This is a genomic window from Amycolatopsis sp. NPDC114505 (assembly GCF_055633615.1).
Map to the genome: position 1 here is coordinate 1,095,645 of NZ_JBVKDV010000002.1, position 15,894 is coordinate 1,111,538.

General features: G+C 71.8%; 18 protein-coding genes. 7 read left to right on the forward strand and 11 right to left on the reverse strand.

Annotation, left to right across the window (positions count from 1 at the left end; genetic code table 11):
* Positions 1 to 605: 605 nt before the first annotated feature.
* On the reverse strand, positions 606 to 797 hold the full coding sequence (locus ACZ7OU_RS23205; RefSeq protein WP_470256646.1) for a hypothetical protein: 192 nt from the start codon (positions 795 to 797) through the stop codon (positions 606 to 608).
* 163 nt (positions 798 to 960) lie between these two features.
* On the opposite strand from ACZ7OU_RS23205, the gene ACZ7OU_RS23210 reads away from it, so the two are divergent.
* From ACZ7OU_RS23210 to ACZ7OU_RS23220, 3 genes are read left to right on the forward strand one after another with little or no spacing between them, the layout of a single operon-like run.
* The gene (locus ACZ7OU_RS23210; protein ID WP_470257647.1) at positions 961 to 1,290 is read left to right on the forward strand and encodes a YciI family protein; all 330 of its coding nucleotides are present in this window, start codon (positions 961 to 963) and stop codon (positions 1,288 to 1,290) included.
* A gap of 3 nt (positions 1,291 to 1,293) precedes the next feature.
* Positions 1,294 to 1,608 carry a YciI family protein gene (locus tag ACZ7OU_RS23215; RefSeq protein WP_470256647.1) on the forward strand — a complete coding sequence of 105 codons (315 nt, stop codon included), beginning with the start codon at positions 1,294 to 1,296 and terminating at the stop codon, positions 1,606 to 1,608.
* Positions 1,605 to 2,843 carry an RNA polymerase sigma factor gene (locus ACZ7OU_RS23220; protein WP_470256648.1) on the forward strand — a complete coding sequence of 413 codons (1,239 nt, stop codon included), beginning with the start codon at positions 1,605 to 1,607 and terminating at the stop codon, positions 2,841 to 2,843. The genes ACZ7OU_RS23215 and ACZ7OU_RS23220 overlap by 4 nt, the downstream gene beginning before the upstream one ends.
* 187 nt (positions 2,844 to 3,030) lie before the next feature.
* Here ACZ7OU_RS23220 and ACZ7OU_RS23225 read toward each other — a convergent pair whose 3' ends face one another.
* The 7 genes from ACZ7OU_RS23225 to ACZ7OU_RS23255 form a co-directional block, all read right to left on the reverse strand.
* Complete coding sequence (locus ACZ7OU_RS23225) at positions 3,031 to 3,558, reverse strand: DUF2231 domain-containing protein (RefSeq protein ID WP_470256649.1); 528 nt, start codon at positions 3,556 to 3,558, stop codon at positions 3,031 to 3,033.
* A 43-nt stretch (positions 3,559 to 3,601) separates the two neighbouring features.
* Positions 3,602 to 4,345 (reverse strand): FAD:protein FMN transferase, encoded by a 744-nt coding sequence (locus tag ACZ7OU_RS23230; RefSeq protein WP_470256650.1) that lies wholly within the window; start codon positions 4,343 to 4,345, stop codon positions 3,602 to 3,604.
* Positions 4,342 to 4,797, reverse strand: coding sequence for an FMN-binding protein (locus ACZ7OU_RS23235; protein ID WP_470256651.1), 456 nt, complete (start codon positions 4,795 to 4,797; stop codon positions 4,342 to 4,344). Before ACZ7OU_RS23235 ends, ACZ7OU_RS23230 begins: the two co-directional genes overlap by 4 nt.
* 13 nt (positions 4,798 to 4,810) lie before the next feature.
* Positions 4,811 to 6,193 (reverse strand): ferredoxin reductase family protein, encoded by a 1,383-nt coding sequence (locus ACZ7OU_RS23240; RefSeq protein ID WP_470256652.1) that lies wholly within the window; start codon positions 6,191 to 6,193, stop codon positions 4,811 to 4,813.
* Positions 6,194 to 6,240: 47 nt separating this feature from the next.
* Entirely contained in the window at positions 6,241 to 7,620 is a 1,380-nt protein-coding gene (locus ACZ7OU_RS23245) for a HAMP domain-containing sensor histidine kinase (RefSeq protein WP_470256653.1), read from the reverse strand.
* The gene (locus tag ACZ7OU_RS23250) at positions 7,617 to 8,309 is read right to left on the reverse strand and encodes a response regulator transcription factor (protein WP_470256654.1); all 693 of its coding nucleotides are present in this window, start codon (positions 8,307 to 8,309) and stop codon (positions 7,617 to 7,619) included. Before ACZ7OU_RS23250 ends, ACZ7OU_RS23245 begins: the two co-directional genes overlap by 4 nt.
* A gap of 86 nt (positions 8,310 to 8,395) precedes the next feature.
* Positions 8,396 to 8,587, reverse strand: a complete 192-nt coding sequence (locus ACZ7OU_RS23255; protein ID WP_470256655.1) for a hypothetical protein — start codon at positions 8,585 to 8,587, stop codon at positions 8,396 to 8,398.
* A 608-nt stretch (positions 8,588 to 9,195) separates the two neighbouring features.
* Between ACZ7OU_RS23255 and ACZ7OU_RS23260 the strand changes: the two genes are divergently transcribed.
* Entirely contained in the window at positions 9,196 to 9,681 is a 486-nt protein-coding gene (locus ACZ7OU_RS23260; protein ID WP_470256656.1) for a hypothetical protein, read from the forward strand.
* Positions 9,682 to 9,817: 136 nt separating this feature from the next.
* Here ACZ7OU_RS23260 and ACZ7OU_RS23265 read toward each other — a convergent pair whose 3' ends face one another.
* Both ACZ7OU_RS23265 and ACZ7OU_RS23270 read right to left on the reverse strand, forming a co-directional pair.
* Positions 9,818 to 10,198 carry a VOC family protein gene (locus tag ACZ7OU_RS23265; protein WP_470256657.1) on the reverse strand — a complete coding sequence of 127 codons (381 nt, stop codon included), beginning with the start codon at positions 10,196 to 10,198 and terminating at the stop codon, positions 9,818 to 9,820.
* 123 nt (positions 10,199 to 10,321) lie between these two features.
* A complete protein-coding gene (locus ACZ7OU_RS23270) occupies positions 10,322 to 11,272 on the reverse strand; it encodes an NADP-dependent oxidoreductase (RefSeq protein ID WP_470256658.1) in 951 nt (316 codons plus the stop codon).
* Positions 11,273 to 11,403: 131 nt separating this feature from the next.
* Here ACZ7OU_RS23270 and ACZ7OU_RS23275 point away from each other — a divergent pair, with 131 nt between their 5' ends.
* The 3 genes from ACZ7OU_RS23275 (at position 11,404) to ACZ7OU_RS23285 (ending at position 14,813) form a co-directional block, all read left to right on the forward strand.
* Positions 11,404 to 12,315: a helix-turn-helix transcriptional regulator gene (locus ACZ7OU_RS23275; RefSeq protein WP_470256659.1), complete on the forward strand. Its 912-nt coding sequence runs from the start codon at positions 11,404 to 11,406 to the stop codon at positions 12,313 to 12,315.
* Between the two features lie 275 nt (positions 12,316 to 12,590).
* Positions 12,591 to 13,748: a N(5)-(carboxyethyl)ornithine synthase gene (locus ACZ7OU_RS23280; RefSeq protein WP_470256660.1), complete on the forward strand. Its 1,158-nt coding sequence runs from the start codon at positions 12,591 to 12,593 to the stop codon at positions 13,746 to 13,748.
* 222 nt (positions 13,749 to 13,970) lie between these two features.
* Entirely contained in the window at positions 13,971 to 14,813 is an 843-nt protein-coding gene (locus tag ACZ7OU_RS23285; protein ID WP_470256661.1) for an SAM-dependent methyltransferase, read from the forward strand.
* A gap of 81 nt (positions 14,814 to 14,894) precedes the next feature.
* Here ACZ7OU_RS23285 and ACZ7OU_RS23290 read toward each other — a convergent pair whose 3' ends face one another.
* A complete protein-coding gene (locus ACZ7OU_RS23290; protein ID WP_470256662.1) occupies positions 14,895 to 15,887 on the reverse strand; it encodes an alcohol dehydrogenase catalytic domain-containing protein in 993 nt (330 codons plus the stop codon).
* Positions 15,888 to 15,894: the final 7 nt, after the last annotated feature.

Below are 15,894 nucleotides of genomic sequence, written 5' to 3' on the forward strand. Positions count from 1 at the left end.
GTATCCCTCCAAGATGTCCAGGTGGCGTTCGTTGAACCCCCACAGGGTATGGTTTCCGCAGCAGTCCGCTCGCAGCCACAGCGGTTGACGGAAGTACGGATCAACCGGACCGCCCCAGCACGAGCTCGCGTGCTTGACTTCACCGGGCCAGTTCCTGACGTGGCCACAGGCGCGGCACGCCAGCCGGCGAGGCCATCGGATCGAGTAGGGGCTACGCGGTTACCCTTCAAGCCACGGCACCACCTCAGCGCGGGCCTGGCAGTCCGGACATACCACCTGAATCGCGTTCTCCGCCAGGGCATACAGCGATACACCGGGATCGGCAAATCGCATTGGCACCGTCGACGGGTTGGCATTCATGTCGCAATTGTGCCCACCGACTGCGTCTTCACGCACGCCAATTTCCCGTCCGTGCCCGGCAACGCACGCTGCGGCAGCCACCCTCGGGAAGCGTCACATCAGCGTGCGAGATCGGCCCGCCGGGCAACTTGCCGAGCCAACCCTGATCTGGATCGGGCGGCTGCGGTGACGGCCGCAAGGTGCGCTGGCTGGCGTGGCTGACAGCTCAGGCCACGAGGGCAGCACCACGGACGGCCGAAGGCGTTCTACTCCTGTATCGACGGGCGGGTCGGCTGGGTTCCCGTCCACCCGGGTGCGCGCGGCTCCCCGGTGGACGGACGCCGGCGGCGCGTCCACCGGGCGACCAGCTCGCCCAGGCGTTCCTCGGCCCGGCGGCGGTCGCGTTCGCCCTGGTGGGTGGCGGTCCACAGCTGTCCGGTCTGGCTGATCGGGATCATGACGGCTCCTCCGGTCGTGGGGTGGTTCCGCCAGGACGACGCCGCGCTTCGCCCGGATCGACAGATCGCCGGAAAACTTTTCGAGGACCTGTCGATTCCGGGCCGCGGCGGCGTCGGGTGGGTGAGAAGCTGCACCAGACGACCAGGAGGAGCCTTGCGGTACATGCTGATGATCTGCGATGACGGCGCGGAGCTGTCCAGCCCGCCGGAGATCGACGCCAAGCCCGAGTTCGTTGCCTGGCTGCGCGACGTCGAAGCGCGGCGCGCCCGCCGGGCCGGGACGCTGCTGCGCCCACCCGCCGAAGCCGTGACCGTGCGGGTGCGCGACGGGCGGCGGCTGACGTCGGACGGCCCGTTCGCCGAGACGAAGGAGTGGATCGCCGGTTGCGAGGTCGTCGAGTGCGGCGACCTCGACGAAGCCATCGCGATCGCGTCCGCGCACCCCGCCGCCGGGCGGTTCCCCATCGAGATCCGGCCGTTCGGGGAGGACTGAACGATGAAGTTCCTGATGTGGGTGTGCGTCGACCCCGAGCTCGTCGGCACCGCCGAAGACCACCCGGACGACTGGGTCGCCGAAGCCGGCGCCCGCCGGCTCGAAGGCAGCCAGCTGAGGTCGGTCGCCGACGCGACGACGCTGTGGCCGCGCGACGGCGGCACGTTCGTCTCCGACGGCCCGTTCGCCGAGACGAAGGAGCAGATCGCCGGCTACGACATCCTCGACTGCGTCGACCTCGCCGAAGCGATCGACATCGCGGCGGCGCACCCGGTCGCGAAGTTCGGTGCCATCGAGCTGCGCCCGGTGTGGGAGTGACGGACACCGTCCGCGCGGCGGTCGACGAGGCTTTCCGCGGCGAGTGGGGCCGCGTCGTCGCCACCCTGATCCGGGTCACCGGCGACTGGGACCTGGCCGAGGAGTGCGCGCAGGAAGCGTTCGCCAAGGCCCTGGACACCTGGCCCCGGGACGGCGTGCCGCGCCGTCCCGGGGCGTGGCTCACGACGACCGCCCGCCACCGGGCGCTGGACAAGCTGCGTCGCGGCGCCGCCGAGGCGAACCGGCTGCGGGACGTCGCGGTCACGGCGTCCGGTGGCGACGACGCGCCGCCGGAGCCGGACGACGTCCCGGACGACCGGCTGCGGCTGATGTTCACCTGCTGTCACCCGGCGCTGCCGCTGGAGGCGCAGGTGGCGCTGACGCTGCGGACGCTCGCCGGCCTGACCACCCCGGAGATCGCCCGTGCGTTCCTGGTGCCGGAAGCGACGATGGCGCAGCGGATCGTGCGGGCCAAGCGGAAGATCCGCAACGCCCGCATCCCGTACCGCGTCCCGCCGGCCGACCTGCTGCCCGAGCGGACGGCGGGTGTGCTGGGCGTGCTTTACCTGCTGTTCAACGAAGGTTATTCGGCCAGCGCGGGCGCCGACCTGGTCCGCCGGGCACTGACGGCAGAGGCGATCCGGCTCACGCGCGTCGTCGTCCGGTTGCTGCCGACCGCACCGGAAGCGAGCGGGTTGCTGGCCCTGATGCTGTTCCACGACGCCCGCCACGCGACTCGCACCGACGACGTGGGGGACCTGGTCACCCTGGCCGAGCAGGACCGCACCCGCTGGGACCGCGCGGTGATCGACGAGGGCGTGAGCGTCCTGGACACCGCGCTGGCCCTCGGCCGGCCGGGCCCGTACCAACTCCAAGCGGCGATCGCCGCGTGCCACGCGACGGCGTCCCGCGCCGAGGACACGGACTGGGCGCGGATCGCCCGGCTGTACGAGCTGGTGGCGAAGCTGAGCCCGTCCCCGGTGGTCGAGCTGAACCGGGCGGTGGCGGTGGCGATGGCCGACGGCCCGGCGGCGGGCCTGGCCTTGACCGACGACCTCGCGGCCGGGGGCCTCTTGGCGGGCTACCACCTGCTCTCTGCGACCCGCGCGGACTTCCTGCGTCGTCTCGGCCGGCTCGGAGACGCGGCGGCGGCGTACCGGGAGGCACGGGAACTGGCGCCCACGGAAGCGGAACGGCGGTACCTCACCCGGCGGATCGAAGAACTGGATCCGTGACGCGGCGGGTGACCGTGGCGAGCCGAGCCCGGATCGGACCCGACGGCGACACTTGGAAGCCGGCCCAGCCCGGCTCTCCTATAACAAAGCTCGGCACCGGTGCGTCTTCCGGCGACGGGCTGCCAAGAGGGTCGCGAGGCCGTCGTCTGCTCGCTGTCGGCCGGCAGTGGGTGATGGCAGGCCGGGATCAGCGGCCAGGGCCGCGCGGGGCCGGGGTCGAGCTGAACTGGCCCTGCCAGCTCGCCTGCGCTCCGGAGTCGCCGATGCGGTAGACGTCGTACACCGCAGCGCCCGCGGCCGCGACCGCCAGGACCGACAGCACCACCGTCACGGCGCTCGACGCCGGCGCCAGGAACGTGCGGCGGCCGGTGGTGTCCGCGGCTGGGGTCCGCAGGCTTTCCCGCCGGCGCCACCAGACCAGGAGCGCGAGCACGGCCACCGGGATCGCGACCCACAGTGCGGTGTCGCCCAGTTCGGTGTGGGTTCGCACGAGCGGGGTCGAGGCGACGCGGCGCTCCAGCCATTCGCCGGCGTCGGTCGTGATCGGGACGAGGATCACGACGATGACGGACAGGATCGCGTTCGGCCCGGCGAGCTTGGCGCGTGCGGCGGGCCAGAGCGCGCTGAGCACCAGCAGCAGCGCGGACAGCGGGAGCAGGACGACGATCGCGTGCACGAGCAGCACGTGGGCGGGCAGGCCGTTGACGGTGGTCATGGTGTCCTTTGTGGAGGGTGCGTGGATCGGGGACGTGCTGCGCTCAGGGAGCACGGGCGAGAGAGGCGACGCGGTAACCCGGTGCGCGCGTCGACACCCACTCGGCAATGTCCGCGCCGCCACGGGCGAACGCGGCCGTGGCCAAGACGTCGGACCACAGCAGGGACGGGCCGGTGATGGTCACGGCGAGCAGTTCGCGCGGGTGAAGGCCGGTGTGCGGGTCGACGATGTGCGGGCCGCGCGCGGCCGACCCGGACGTCGCGACGCTGCCGGACCGGAGATCGAGAATCGCCAGGAAAGCGCTCTTGTCGGTGGGGTCTTCGACGGCGACTCGCCACGGTGGGGCACTTGTGACGCCGACCCGGCCGGTGAGGTCGCCGCCGACGTTGAGGTAGTGGTCGAACGCGCGCAGGCCCGCGAGGTGAGCGGCGGCGCGCTCGGCCGCCCAGCCCTTCACCAGCCCGGACGGGTCGAAACCGCCGGGCAGGTCCGCGTCGAAGTAGCCGTCCGTCAGGTCCCGTGCTTCTTCGCAGAGCGCCACGACTTCGGTGAGCCAGGGGTGCCACTCCTCCCGCGGAAGGTCACCTCGGCGGAGTGCGCTCACCTGGCTGTCGGACCGGTAGGTGCTGAACAGCTCGTCGGCGCTGCGCAGGTGCCCGAACACTGCCGACACCGCCGGCTCGATCGCGGGGTCGGAGTCGATGCGCGGGCCGCGCAGGTGGAGGCTGGCCTCCGTCCCCATGACCGGCCGGGTCCAGGACCGCCGGTGCCGGTGCGTGGTGGTCACCCGTGGGCCTGGTCGATCGCGGACTGCAGCGACTGCTGGTAGCCCTCGGAGGTGTAGGTGGCGCCGCTGACCGTGTCGATCTGGGCGCTCTGGGCCTGCAGCGTCTCCTGGTTCAGCTCCGGTACGGCTTCGGAGTTGATCCGGACGTCACGGCCGCTTTCCTGCGGGTAGTCGATGGCCTGGGCTCCGGTGATCTTGCCGCCCGCGACGGTGATCTGCACTTGGACCGGGCCGTAGCGGGTGTCGGCGGCCTCTCCGGTGAACGTCCCGGTGCCTCCGGACGGAGCGGCCGACGACGTACCGGAGGCGGGTGGGCTGGTCGTGCGGGACGGCTGGGTGCCGCCGAGCGGCCGTCCGGCGGCGACCGGGGTCTCGTCGGTGCTGGTGCGGTAGCTGAACAGCAGCACGACGACGGACACGGTCGCGGCGAGGGTGATGGCGATCCTGCGCATCGGAAGTCCTTTCCTACCAGGCGAACCGCTCGGCGTGGACGCGGTCGGCGGGGACGCCGGCGGCGCGTGCGCTGTCGAGCACGGCGGCGGTCCAGGCGTCGGGGCCGCACACGTAGACGTCGTGGTCGGCGATGTCGGGCACGAGGTGGCGCAGCACCTGCTCGTCGGGCACCGGGGCGTACCCGGCGGGCAGCCACGACGCGCGGTCGCGCGAGCGCCGGCCGAGCAGGTAGTGGATCCGGATCCCGCGGCGGGCGGCGAGGTCTTCCAGCTCCCGGCGGAACAGCAGGTCCGCGGGGCGGCCGGCGCGCTGGAACAACACGGCGTGCCCCGGTTGGTAGGGGAGTTCGTCCAGCAGCGCGCGCAGGGGCGTGATCCCGATCCCGGAGGCGAACAGCGCGAGCTTCCGTCCTTTTCGGACGGTTCCGGTCAGGCGGCCGTACGGCCCTTCGAACAGCGCGGGCGTGCCGGGGCGCAGGGTGGCGAGCCGGCGGCTGCCCTCGCCGAGGTCCTTCGCGGTGATCCGCAGCCGGTGCCCGTCCGGGGCGGCCGAGAGCGAGAACGGTTTTCCGCGGGTCCAGCCCGGTCCGGAGGCGAACCGCCAGACGAAGAACTGGCCCGCCGCTACGGGCAGGCGGTCGAGGTCGCGGCCGCCCAGGTACACCGAGACGACGCCGCGGCCTTCGGGCACGACCTGCTCGACGACCAGGCGGTGCCGGAGGTTGAGCCACACCGGCCGCCCGACGCGGAACACGAGCACGGCGCCCGCGGCCGAGGCGTAGGCGGTCCACCAGAACGCGGTGGCGACCGGGGAGGCGGTGAAGTCGGCGCCGGTCCACAGCTGGTGCGGCAGGGCGAGCCCGGCGCCGAGGTAGGCGTAGAGGTGCAGCAGGTGCCAGGACTCGTAGCGCAACCGCCGCCGGGCCGCGCGCACCGACGTCACGGCGACCATGATCAGGGCGGCCGTGCCGGCGGTCGCCAGGAGCATGCCCGGGTAGGTCGTCACCAGCGCCCACGCCTCGGCCAGGACGCCGGAGCGGTCGGTCGCCGCGTAGCCGAGGGTGATGAGCACGAGGTGCGCGGCGAGCAGCGTGATCGAGGTGAACCCGACGAGCCGGTGCCGGCGGGCCAGCTCGTCCTGGCCGTAGCTGCGCTCGACCCAGGGGATACGCGCCATCAGCAGCACCTGCAGCAGCAGGAGGTCCGCCGACAGCAGCCCGGTCAGCCGCCCGGTCGAGGTGAAGAAGTCGGTGCCGAGGCCTTGCAGGCCGCGGCCGGACACCCAGAGCGCGACCACGAACAGGACGCTCAGCCAGGCCGTCAGGCCCGCGGCGTCCCGCCACCACAGGCGGACGGCGGGCCGGGCCACCGGGCGGGCGGCGAGAGTGGCGGACATCGGGCTCCTCGGGTGATCGCTACGGAATCCACCCTTCCCGAGCCCGGTTAGCCGTCGACGTGACCAGGGTGAGAGTTCGGTAAGAGAAGATCCGCTCCGACCGTGAACCCGACCACCGCGCCACCGCCGGGGCGCGGCTCGGCGAACACGGTGCCGCCGTGGGCGAGGGCGATGTCCCGCACGATGGCCAGGCCGAGGCCGGAGCCGGGCAGGCCGCGGGCGCCGTCCGCGCGGTGGAAGCGGTCGAACACACGGACCGCGTCGTCGTCGCCGATGCCCGGGCCGCGGTCGAGCACCTGCACGCGCCCGTCGCGGACGACGACCTCGATCGGGCCGTCGGGCGCGAACTTGACGGCGTTTTCCAGGAGGTTCGAGACGGCGCGTTCCAGCGCTTTCGCCTGGCCGCGCACCGTTGACGCGTCCGCCTCGACGGTGATGGCGCGCCCCGACCGGCGCCGGACACGGTCGGCCGCGCGTTCGACGGTCTCGCCCAGCTCCACCGGCGCCGGTTCTTCGGCTTCATAGCGGCGGGTGGCCAGTTCGACGAGCTCGTCGATGAGATGGGTCAGCTCGCGGGCTTCGCCGTCGACGTCGTCGAGCAGACGCGTGCGCGACTCGGGGCTGAGCTCGGAGAACCGGCGCAGGACGCTGGCGTTGGTGCGCAGGCTGGTCAGCGGGGTCCGCAGTTCGTGGGCGGCGTCCTGGACCAGGCGGTCCTGGTCGGCGCGGGCGTCGGCGAGCCGGGCGAGCATCCGGTCGAACGAGGTCGCGAGCCTGCCGACCTCGTCGCGGCCGTCGGTGGGCACGGCGACGTCGTCGAGGCGGCCGTCGCTGACCTGCTCGGTGACGTCGGTCAGCCGGACCAGCCGCCGGGTGATCTGCCGCGCCAGCAGCCAGCCGGCCAGGGCTGCGCCGAGCAGGACCAGGGCGCTCACGCCGGTGATGCGGGTGGCCAGTTCGCTGAGCACGTGCCGGGACTCGTCGACGTCGAGGGCGAGCTGGACGGCGCCACGGCCGGGCCCGAGCGCCACGGTGATCACCCGGTAGTCGTCGCGGCCGGCGGTGAAGTCCCAGTAGCGGTGGTCGCCGAGCGAGCCGGTCGCGGCGAGCGCGCGGTCGGCGTCGGCGACGTCGAGGTGGACCGGGCGGCCGCCGATCGGGCGGACGGTGCCGTCCGGGGTGATCGACTGGGCGACCATGGGCTGGGCTTCGTCGTGGTCGTCGTCATCGGGGCCGCGGGTGACCGGGCTCGGCGCCAGGACCTGCGTCGCGCCGGCCGCGACCTCCGCCGACGTCGTGAGCAGGGAGCGGTCGAGCTCGGCGTCGATCCGCTGGGAGGCGGCCTGGTAGCTGAGCACGCCGACGAGGATCGCCGCGGCCGCGCCGACGCCGGCGAACGCGATGGCGAGCTTGCTGCGCAGGTTCATGCCGGGCGCACCGAGTAGCCGATGCCGCGGACGGTGTGGATCAGGTCCGCCGCGCCGGCCTGCTCCAGCTTGCGCCGGAGGTAGCCGATGTAGACGGCGAGGTTCTTGGAGTCGGAGCCGAACTCGTAGCCCCAGATGCGCTGGTAGATCGTGCTGCGGTCGAGCACGATCCCGGCGTTGCGCACGAGCAGTTCCAGCAGGTCGAACTCGGTCTTGGAGAGGGTGATCTCGGTGCCCTGCCACCACACCCGCCGGGCGGCCGGGTCGACCGCGAGCTCGCCGAGCCGGAGGGTGCGCCGGGCCTCCGGTTCGGGTGCAGTGCGGCGCAGCAGGGCTCGCAGCCGGGCGAGGAGTTCGTCGAGCTCGAACGGCTTGGGCAGGTAGTCGTCGGCCCCGGCGTCCAGGCCCGCCACCCGATCAGGGGTTTCGACGCGGGCGGTGAGCATGAGGATCGGGGTGGGGTCGCCTTCGGCGCGCAGCACGCGGCAGACGCCGAGGCCGTCGACGCCGGGCATCATGACGTCGAGGATCAGCACGTCGAAGTCGTCGCGCCGGGCCGTGGCCAGTGCGTCGACGCCGTCGGTCACTTCGGTGACGTGGTAGCCCTCGAGGTCGAGGGCCCGGACGAGCGACTCGCGGATCGCGCGGTCGTCGTCGGCGAGCAGGACGCGGTGCGGCATGGCCGCCATGATGCCCGGGTGCGGGCTCCCCGTCCTGTCGGGTTTCGTTGTGCCAGCGGAGGGTTAGCGGCCGGTAAAGCGCGGCTTCCGCGGTGTCATGGTGGCCCCGATTCCGTCGAGTCGTCCGCGTCCGGCAGACGGGCGAGCCGGCGGCGGTCGACCCGGTCGAGGCTGCTCCGCAGCAGCCGATCGCGCGGTGGGGGAGCCCATGAGCGCAGGCCGGCACCCAGCTGTGCGGCCACGGTCTCGACGTCGGTCGTGAGGATGGCGATCCCGCTGACGATCACGCTCCAGTCCGGGGTGAGGCGAGCAACGCGCGGCAGCGGGCCGGGCCCAGCGGGGCCGGATCAGGGACGCTCATCGGTCTCGGCCCGGTATTTCAGCTTCGCTAGCCGCGTAGCCGCGAAGAGCGCTGCCACGGCGATCGCGCCCAGTGTCGTCAGGAGGCGGTTCACGTCGATCGCCGGCTCCCATGCGGCGCAGTCTCACCGCCAGGTCCACGCGAGCGGCAGAGCCGATGGTCCCACCCGGTGGTGACCGAGGACCCCGGTGCCGGGGGCGTTCGCCAGCGGTGGTGGCACCCCCGGCGCGATTTGCTGGGCTCGTCACGCATTCAGCGACTCCGGAGGCCGCCATGGCGCACCCTCCCCCGCTGGCCGAGCTCGGGCTGAACACCGGCAAGAAGACCGGTCTCTCATCGGTTCAGGATGCGCTCGCGGTGACGGGGCGCCGGCCGTCTTCCCCGGTGTTCGGCATTCTTGTAACGAAATCGCTTCCGCGACCGAGCTACTGGTCACGGTCCGACATTTCGGGTGCCCGAGCCGGGGGCCGTTCCGCAGATCTTTCTTTGAAAGGAGATGGAGCGATGGCATCGACGGGGTCCAGGATGCGAGCCGTGTTTCTCGACTTCCTGGAGCGGGCCGGCTGGTCGGCCGGGCAGGTGTTCGTCGCAACCCTTCTCGCCGGTGGCGCCCCGGTCGCGGGCCTGCCGTGGAAGTACGCCGTCACGCTCGGCATCAGCGCGGCGGTGGCATCCGTCTTCCTCACGGCGGTGCAGTACCTCGGGAGAATCACGAGTCTGGGCTTCTGGCCGGACCTGCTGCTGCGCCTTGTGAAGACGTTCTTGGGGTCGTTCGCCGGATCGTTCGCGGCCGGAGTATTCGACATCACCAAGTTCGACTGGGGTACCGCATTCAACGTCGCGTTCCTCGCTGCCCTCGCGGTGCTCGGCAAGGGCCTGCTCGCCCGCGAGCACCCCGCACCGCCACCGCCACCTCAGCCGGCGCCCCCAACGGCACCCGCAACAGCGCCTCCGGTCGTGCCGACCAGTCCGTCCACCTTGCCCATTCAAACGTACGAGCAGGCAGTCGGAGGTTCCTGACCGCGCGACAGCCGGCCGCGCGATCGCCAGAAGGCTGTGGCCGGGTACCGGACGCACCTTTCGGGACGCGAGGAAACGGATCCTCGACGCGCGGAGGCCCTGGCATGTTCCAAGGGAAGCGTGGCGAGGACCGGCACTACGGGTCATGGAAGGATGCCGGTTCGGCTGGGATCCGGTTGGGCATCAGGCAGAACTCGTTGCCTTCCGGATCCTCCAAGACCACCCAAGAACCGCTGCCGGTGATGCTCGACCGCTGGGCGCCGAGATCGAGCAGCCGCGCAAGTTCCTCATCCTGTCCGCGATCGGTGGGGCAGATATCGAAATGCATGCGGTTCTTTGTCGTTTTCGGCTCGCCGGTACGGATGAACAGGATCTCCGGGCTGGTCGTCGCTCCTCGGATCGCCACACCGGTTTCATCGCGAGCGAAGACTCGGTAGCCCAGTACCTCGCACCAGAAAACGGCGAGCAGCTCGGGATCGTTGCAGTCGATGATGATGTCGCCCACCCGGCTCGTCATGAGATGGGAGCTTATCGGGATGAACCGCCCTGGTGCGGCTGACTGCCGCTTCCCTGTCCGAGGTCGTAACCACGAAGACCGACGCCCGCTCATCGGCATGAGCGCGCAGCCCCGTTCGATGCCTCAGCCGGAGATGGCGAGCACGTGCTTGCCCAGCACACCGCCGCGTTCGAAGGCCTCGTGCGCGGTGGCGATGTCGGCCAGCGGGTACACGCGGTGCACCGCCGGGCGGAGCGCGCCGGCCGTGACGTGGTCGGCCAGCTCGTCCAGTGCGGCGGAACCGGGGTTGGCGCTGAACGTGCGGATGCGCCGGGAGCCGTGGATGCTCGACGCCGCGATCGCGGCCAGTGCGGGAGCCGAGAGCCCGACGGTGACCATCCGGCCGCCCTTGGCCAGCCTGCCGCGGTAGCAGTGCAGCTCGGTGCCGACCGTGTCGACGATGACGTCGAACGGCCCGATCTCCTCCGAGGTGGTGGTGCCGTAGTCGAGGACCTCGTCGGCTCCCAGCTCACGCAGGACCGCGGCGTGGCGGTCGCGGGCCAGCGCGGTGACGTGGCCGCCCATCGCGTGGGCCAGCTGCACCGCGGCGGTGCCCACGCCACCGGCCGCGCCGCGGACCAGGACCCGCTCGCCCTCGGTCAGCCGGACACTGTCGCGCAGTGCGAGCAGCGCGGTGCTGCCCGCGACGACCAGTGATGCCGCCTCGACCGCCGAAACGCCCACCGGTGCGGAGCTGATGCGGTCGGCGGGAACCACGACGTACTCGGCTGCCCCGGCGACGGTGTGCCGTTTCCGGGGGTGCACCATGCCCCACACCCGGTCCCCGGCCTGGTAGCTCTCGACGTCGGAGCCGGTCGTGACGACGACACCGGCGAAGTCCAGGCCGACCCCGATCGGGAACGTCCGGCCCGACACCATCTTCAGCCCGCCGGCGCGGACGATCGCGTCGTGTCCGTTGACGCTGGACGCCTCGACCGACACCAGGACCTCGCCGGCGCCGGGGGAGGGGCGGTCGGTTTCGGTGACGCGCAGGACGTCCGGTGCTCCGAAGCTGGTGATCTGTGCGGCCTTCATTTGGTGTTTCCTCCCGTGATCGGCTGGTGTGCCACCGATCTTGGGGCGTGCCCGCGGAATCACGGTCGTTCGCGTTGTCCTGGGTCTGCCGGACCCACCCTCGCCGGGCACGTCCCGGGCATACTGGGCCGGTGACCGATGACCCTCGCCGCGCGCTGGCCGAGTTCCTGCGGACCCGGCGGACCCGGGTGCGGCCGCAGGACGTCGGCTTGGAGCCGGGCCCCCGGCGGCGTGTCGCCGGGCTGCGCCGCGAGGAGCTGGCCCTGCTGGCCGGGGTGAGCTCGGACTACTACCAGCGCATGGAGCAGGGGCGCGACGTGCGGCCGTCCGACCAGGTCCTCGACGCCATCGCCGGGGCGCTGGGCTTCTCCGCCGAGGAGACCCGGCACCTGCACAGCCTCGCCGTCGCCGCGCGCACCCCGAACCGGCCCGCGCAGGCGTATGCGCCGGAGGAGGTGCCGGCGACCACGCTGCGGCTGCTGGCCGCGACGACCTCGCCCGCCCTGGTCGTCGGGCGCTTCCTGGACGTGCTGGCCTGGAACCCGCTGGCCGGTGCGTTGCTGGGCGCGTTCACCGAGCTGCCGCGGGCCGAGCGGAACCTGCTGGCGATGTTGCTGCACCCCGAGGCCGACCAGGCCTGCCCGGAACGGTCGGGCACGGTCGCCGAGCTGACGGCCATGCTGCGGACGCAGGTCGCCACCGAGCCGGGGCACCCGCGCGCGGTGGAGCTGGTGGGTGAGCTGGCGGCGCGCAGTGCGGAGTTCGCGGCGCTGTGGGCTCGCCACGACGTCGAGGACACGACCCGCGGCCGGATGCGCGTCGATCACCCGCTGGTCGGAGAGCTGAGCCTGGACTGGGACGCCTACCCGATGCCGGGCGCGCCCGGGCCCGTGCTCATCGTCTACACCGCCGAGCCGGGCAGCCCGGACGACGAACGACTTCAGCGGCTGGCGGGCACGCTCGATCCGGCCACCCGGCCGGCGGTCCACGCCGGATCCGGATCGCCCGCGGCATCGGACGGACACCGTTCCCGGGGTGGCTGACGGACTTGCGGCAGAAGCGGACGGTTCGCCTCGGTGGAGTCAGTCCGGGTTCAGGTGCCGGGGTCCGTGGCCAGGTGGGGTGGTCTCCACGGAAGCGTCCTTTGAGGACAGAGACCGACCGCCGGCAGGTGACGTGGCTCAGGCGGGCAGCGGTACGTCACCCTCGGTCTGCGCGGCGAGCAGGCGCGCTCGCACGAAATGCTCTCGGACACCACCCAGCGTGCACGACGGCGTCGCTGAGTGTGCTAAGACTGGCTTCTAGCAAAGGGGCCACCGTGCACCAGCTCAGTCTCGGCGTCATCGCGCGTTCACGGAAAGAGAACGAACGGCGGTTGCCGATCCACCCCCATCACCTGGACCGGATCGACGCCGATCTCCGGAAGAGGATCTACCTCGAACACGGCTACGGCGAACCCTTCGGCGTGCCCGACGAACGACTGGCGGCCGCCGTCGCGGGGCTGCGCACGCGCGAGGAGCTGATCGCCGGGTGCGACGTCATCCTGCTCGCCAAGCCGCTTCGGGAGGACGTCGCCGAGCTGCGGCCCGGCCAGGTGCTGTGGGGCTGGCCGCACTGCGTGCAGGACACGGAGCTGACCCAGCAGGCCATCGACCGGAAGCTGACGGTCATCGCCTTCGAGGCGATGAACCATTGGCGGCGCGACGGCTCGTTCGGCCTGCACGTCTTCCACAAGAACAACGAACTGGCCGGCTACTGCTCGGTGCTGCACGCCCTGCAGCTGATCGGCTCGACCGGCGACTACGGCCGCCGCCTGCGGGCCGTGGTGATCGGCTTCGGCGCGACGGCGCGCGGTTCGGTGACCGCGCTGAACGCCCACGGGATCCACGACGTCGACGTCCTCACCGCGCGCGGCCTCAGCGCGGTCGGCTCACCGATCCACTCGGCGACGATGGTGCACATCGACCACGACGCGAACAACCCGGGAGACCTCCGCCGCAGCCACGCGATCACCGGCAACGGCCGGGTACCGCTGGCCGGGTTCCTCGCCGAGCACGACATCGTCGTCAACTGCGTGCTGCAGGACACCGGCGCGCCGCTGACGTTCCTCATCGAGGAAGATCTCGCCGCCTTCGCACCGGGGAGCCTCATCGTCGACGTCTCCTGCGACGAAGGCATGGGCTTCAGCTGGGCCCGGCCCACGACGTTCGCCCGGCCGACCGTCCCGATCGGCGACGGCGTCACCTACTACGCCGTCGACCACAGCCCGTCCTACCTGTGGAACTCGGCGACCTGGGAGATCAGCGAGGCCCTGCTGCCCCACCTGCGGACGGTCCTTTCCGGACAGTCCGCATGGGACGAGAACGAAACCGTGCGGCGGGCCGGGGAAATCCGGGACGGCACGATCCGGAACCCGGCGATCCTGTCCTTCCAGCACCGTTCACCGGAATACCCGCACCACCGATCCGGAACCTAAGGTGTCCTGAGTGGACATACCTCGGCGGGGTGAAGCGGCCGTGATCGACTACGCCGACCGGGCCGTCTGCGACCGCGGACACTCGCTCACCGGCCGACAGGCCGAAACCCTTCGCACAACCGGCGGAACCGTACGAGGACCTCGGCCGTGACCGAGCCTGCCTTCACGGAACAGAGTAGTCCGGCTACGCTCGGTTCGACCTCGGCAGCGTGAGCAAGGGAGATGATCGTGGCATCGGAGGCAGGAGCCGGCCCGAACACGCCGGTCGGGGTCGATCCGGGCCGGGCCAGCATTGCCCGCATGTACGACTTCGTGCTCGGTGGGAAAGACCACTACCAGGTCGACCGGGACGAGCTGGCGCGGCTGCAGCAGGTCATGCCCGAGGTCGCGGACCTGGCGCTGGAGAACCGGCGGTACCTCATCCGGGTGTGCCGTTTCCTCGCCGAGCGGGCCGGGATCGATCAGTACCTCGACTGCGGGTCGGGGCTGCCGACGACGGAGAACGTGCACCAGGTCGTCCAGCGCGTCGACAAGCAGGCCAAGGTCGTCTACGTCGACAACGACCCGGTCGTGGTCGCGCACGGCCAAGCGCTGCTGGTGGAGAACGACCGGACCCGGTTCGTGGCCGGCGACATCTTCGAACCGAAGACGATCCTGCAGGACGACGTCGTGCGGGAGCACCTCGACTGGTCGCGCCCGATCGCCCTGATGTTCGTCGCCACGCTGCACCACTACAAGGGCGACCGGCACCGGCCGGCCGAAATCATGCGGGAGTACGTCGAGGCGCTCCCGTCGGGTTCCTATGTCGCCATTTCGCACCTGTTCGACCCTGGCGAAGGCGGCGATCACGACACGATGGCGGCCTTCGAGGAAGCTATCGCCCGCGGCTCGCTCGGCGGCGCCACCGCGCGCACCGAGGCGGAGATCGAGGAGCTGCTGCCCGGGCTGGTGCCGGTGGAGCCGGGGGTTGTGCTGCTGGCGAACTGGTGGTCGGACGGGCCGAACCTGAAACCGCTCAACTCCGCCCAGCGGCTCATCGCCGGTGTCGTGGCACGCAAACCCTGACGGTCGACCCGAACCGTTCCCGCGGGTGACGGCGCCGGCCTGATGCCTGCCGCCGTCACCGGCTCGCGGAAATCGGCTGGTTCATTCCCGGGCGTCGAGGACGACGCGGAACCGGGCGTCGCCGGACATCATCCGCTCGTAGGCCTTCGGTGCCTCGGACAGTGGCATGATCTCGTTGCGGCTGCGGATTCCGCGGTCGTGGGCAAGCCGGAGACTGTCCTCGTTCTCGATCGAGGAACCGGTGAGCGCGCCGGTCACCGAACGCGTTCCGAAGATCAGGTCGGGGGTGCGGATCTCGATCGGGTCGGGGGCCGCGCCGACGACGAGCAGCTGCCCGCGAGTACCGAGCCCGGCCACGAGCGAGGACATCGACGCGCCGCTGGACGCCGTCGCGACGATCGCCGCCGCTCCGCCCAGCCTCGTCAGCGCCTGGCCGGGATCGGTCGCGGTGCTGTCGAGGTACTCGTCGGCGCCGAGTTCGGCGGCCAGTTCGGCTTTGCCGGTGCCGCGGGCGATCGCCGCGACGCGGTAGCCGAGCGTCTTGGCGTACTGGATGCCGAGGTGGCCGAGGCCGCCGATGCCTTGCACCGCTACCAGGGAGCCCGGCCGGGCGTCGGCGGTGAGCAGCGCGCGGTACACGGTGAGCCCGGCGCACAGCAGCGGTGCCACGTCGAGCGGCTGCGCGCCGGCGGGGATGCGGACCAGGCCGGTGGCGCGAGCGTAGGCGACTTCGGCGTAGCCGCCGTCGGTGGTGGTGCCGGTCCAGGGCTGGTCGGTGCAGTTGACGAAGTCGCCGCGGCGGCAGTTGTCGCACTGCCCGCAGTGGCCGTTGAGGTAGCCCACGCCGACGTGGTCACCGGCGGCCCAGGCCGTCACGCCCGGGCCGACGGCCTCGATCACGCCGACGATCTCGTGGCCCGGCACGACCGGCGCCGACGGGTCGGCACGCAGGCCTTCGACCGCGAGGGTGTCGCTGTGGCAGACCCCGCAGGACTCGACGCGCAGGCGCACCTCACCGGGCAGCGGGTCGCGGATTTCGCGTTCGACCAGGGTGAACTGGCGTGTCCCGGTCACTTCGAAC

Excerpts from the sequence above, each read along its gene's own strand:
- ACZ7OU_RS23205 (WP_470256646.1), bottom strand. The coding sequence starts at position 797 with ATGATCCCGATCAGCCAGACCGGACAGCTGTGGACCGCCACCCACCAG.
- ACZ7OU_RS23210 (WP_470257647.1), top strand. The coding sequence starts at position 961 with ATGCTGATGATCTGCGATGACGGCGCGGAGCTGTCCAGCCCGCCGGAG.
- ACZ7OU_RS23215 (WP_470256647.1), top strand. The coding sequence starts at position 1,294 with ATGAAGTTCCTGATGTGGGTGTGCGTCGACCCCGAGCTCGTCGGCACC.
- ACZ7OU_RS23225 (WP_470256649.1), bottom strand. The coding sequence starts at position 3,558 with ATGACCACCGTCAACGGCCTGCCCGCCCACGTGCTGCTCGTGCACGCG.
- ACZ7OU_RS23235 (WP_470256651.1), bottom strand. The coding sequence starts at position 4,797 with ATGCGCAGGATCGCCATCACCCTCGCCGCGACCGTGTCCGTCGTCGTG.
- ACZ7OU_RS23240 (WP_470256652.1), bottom strand. The coding sequence starts at position 6,193 with ATGTCCGCCACTCTCGCCGCCCGCCCGGTGGCCCGGCCCGCCGTCCGC.
- ACZ7OU_RS23245 (WP_470256653.1), bottom strand. The coding sequence starts at position 7,620 with ATGAACCTGCGCAGCAAGCTCGCCATCGCGTTCGCCGGCGTCGGCGCG.
- ACZ7OU_RS23250 (WP_470256654.1), bottom strand. The coding sequence starts at position 8,309 with ATGGCGGCCATGCCGCACCGCGTCCTGCTCGCCGACGACGACCGCGCG.
- ACZ7OU_RS23265 (WP_470256657.1), bottom strand. The coding sequence starts at position 10,198 with ATGACGAGCCGGGTGGGCGACATCATCATCGACTGCAACGATCCCGAG.
- ACZ7OU_RS23270 (WP_470256658.1), bottom strand. The coding sequence starts at position 11,272 with ATGAAGGCCGCACAGATCACCAGCTTCGGAGCACCGGACGTCCTGCGC.
- ACZ7OU_RS23285 (WP_470256661.1), top strand. The coding sequence starts at position 13,971 with ATGATCGTGGCATCGGAGGCAGGAGCCGGCCCGAACACGCCGGTCGGG.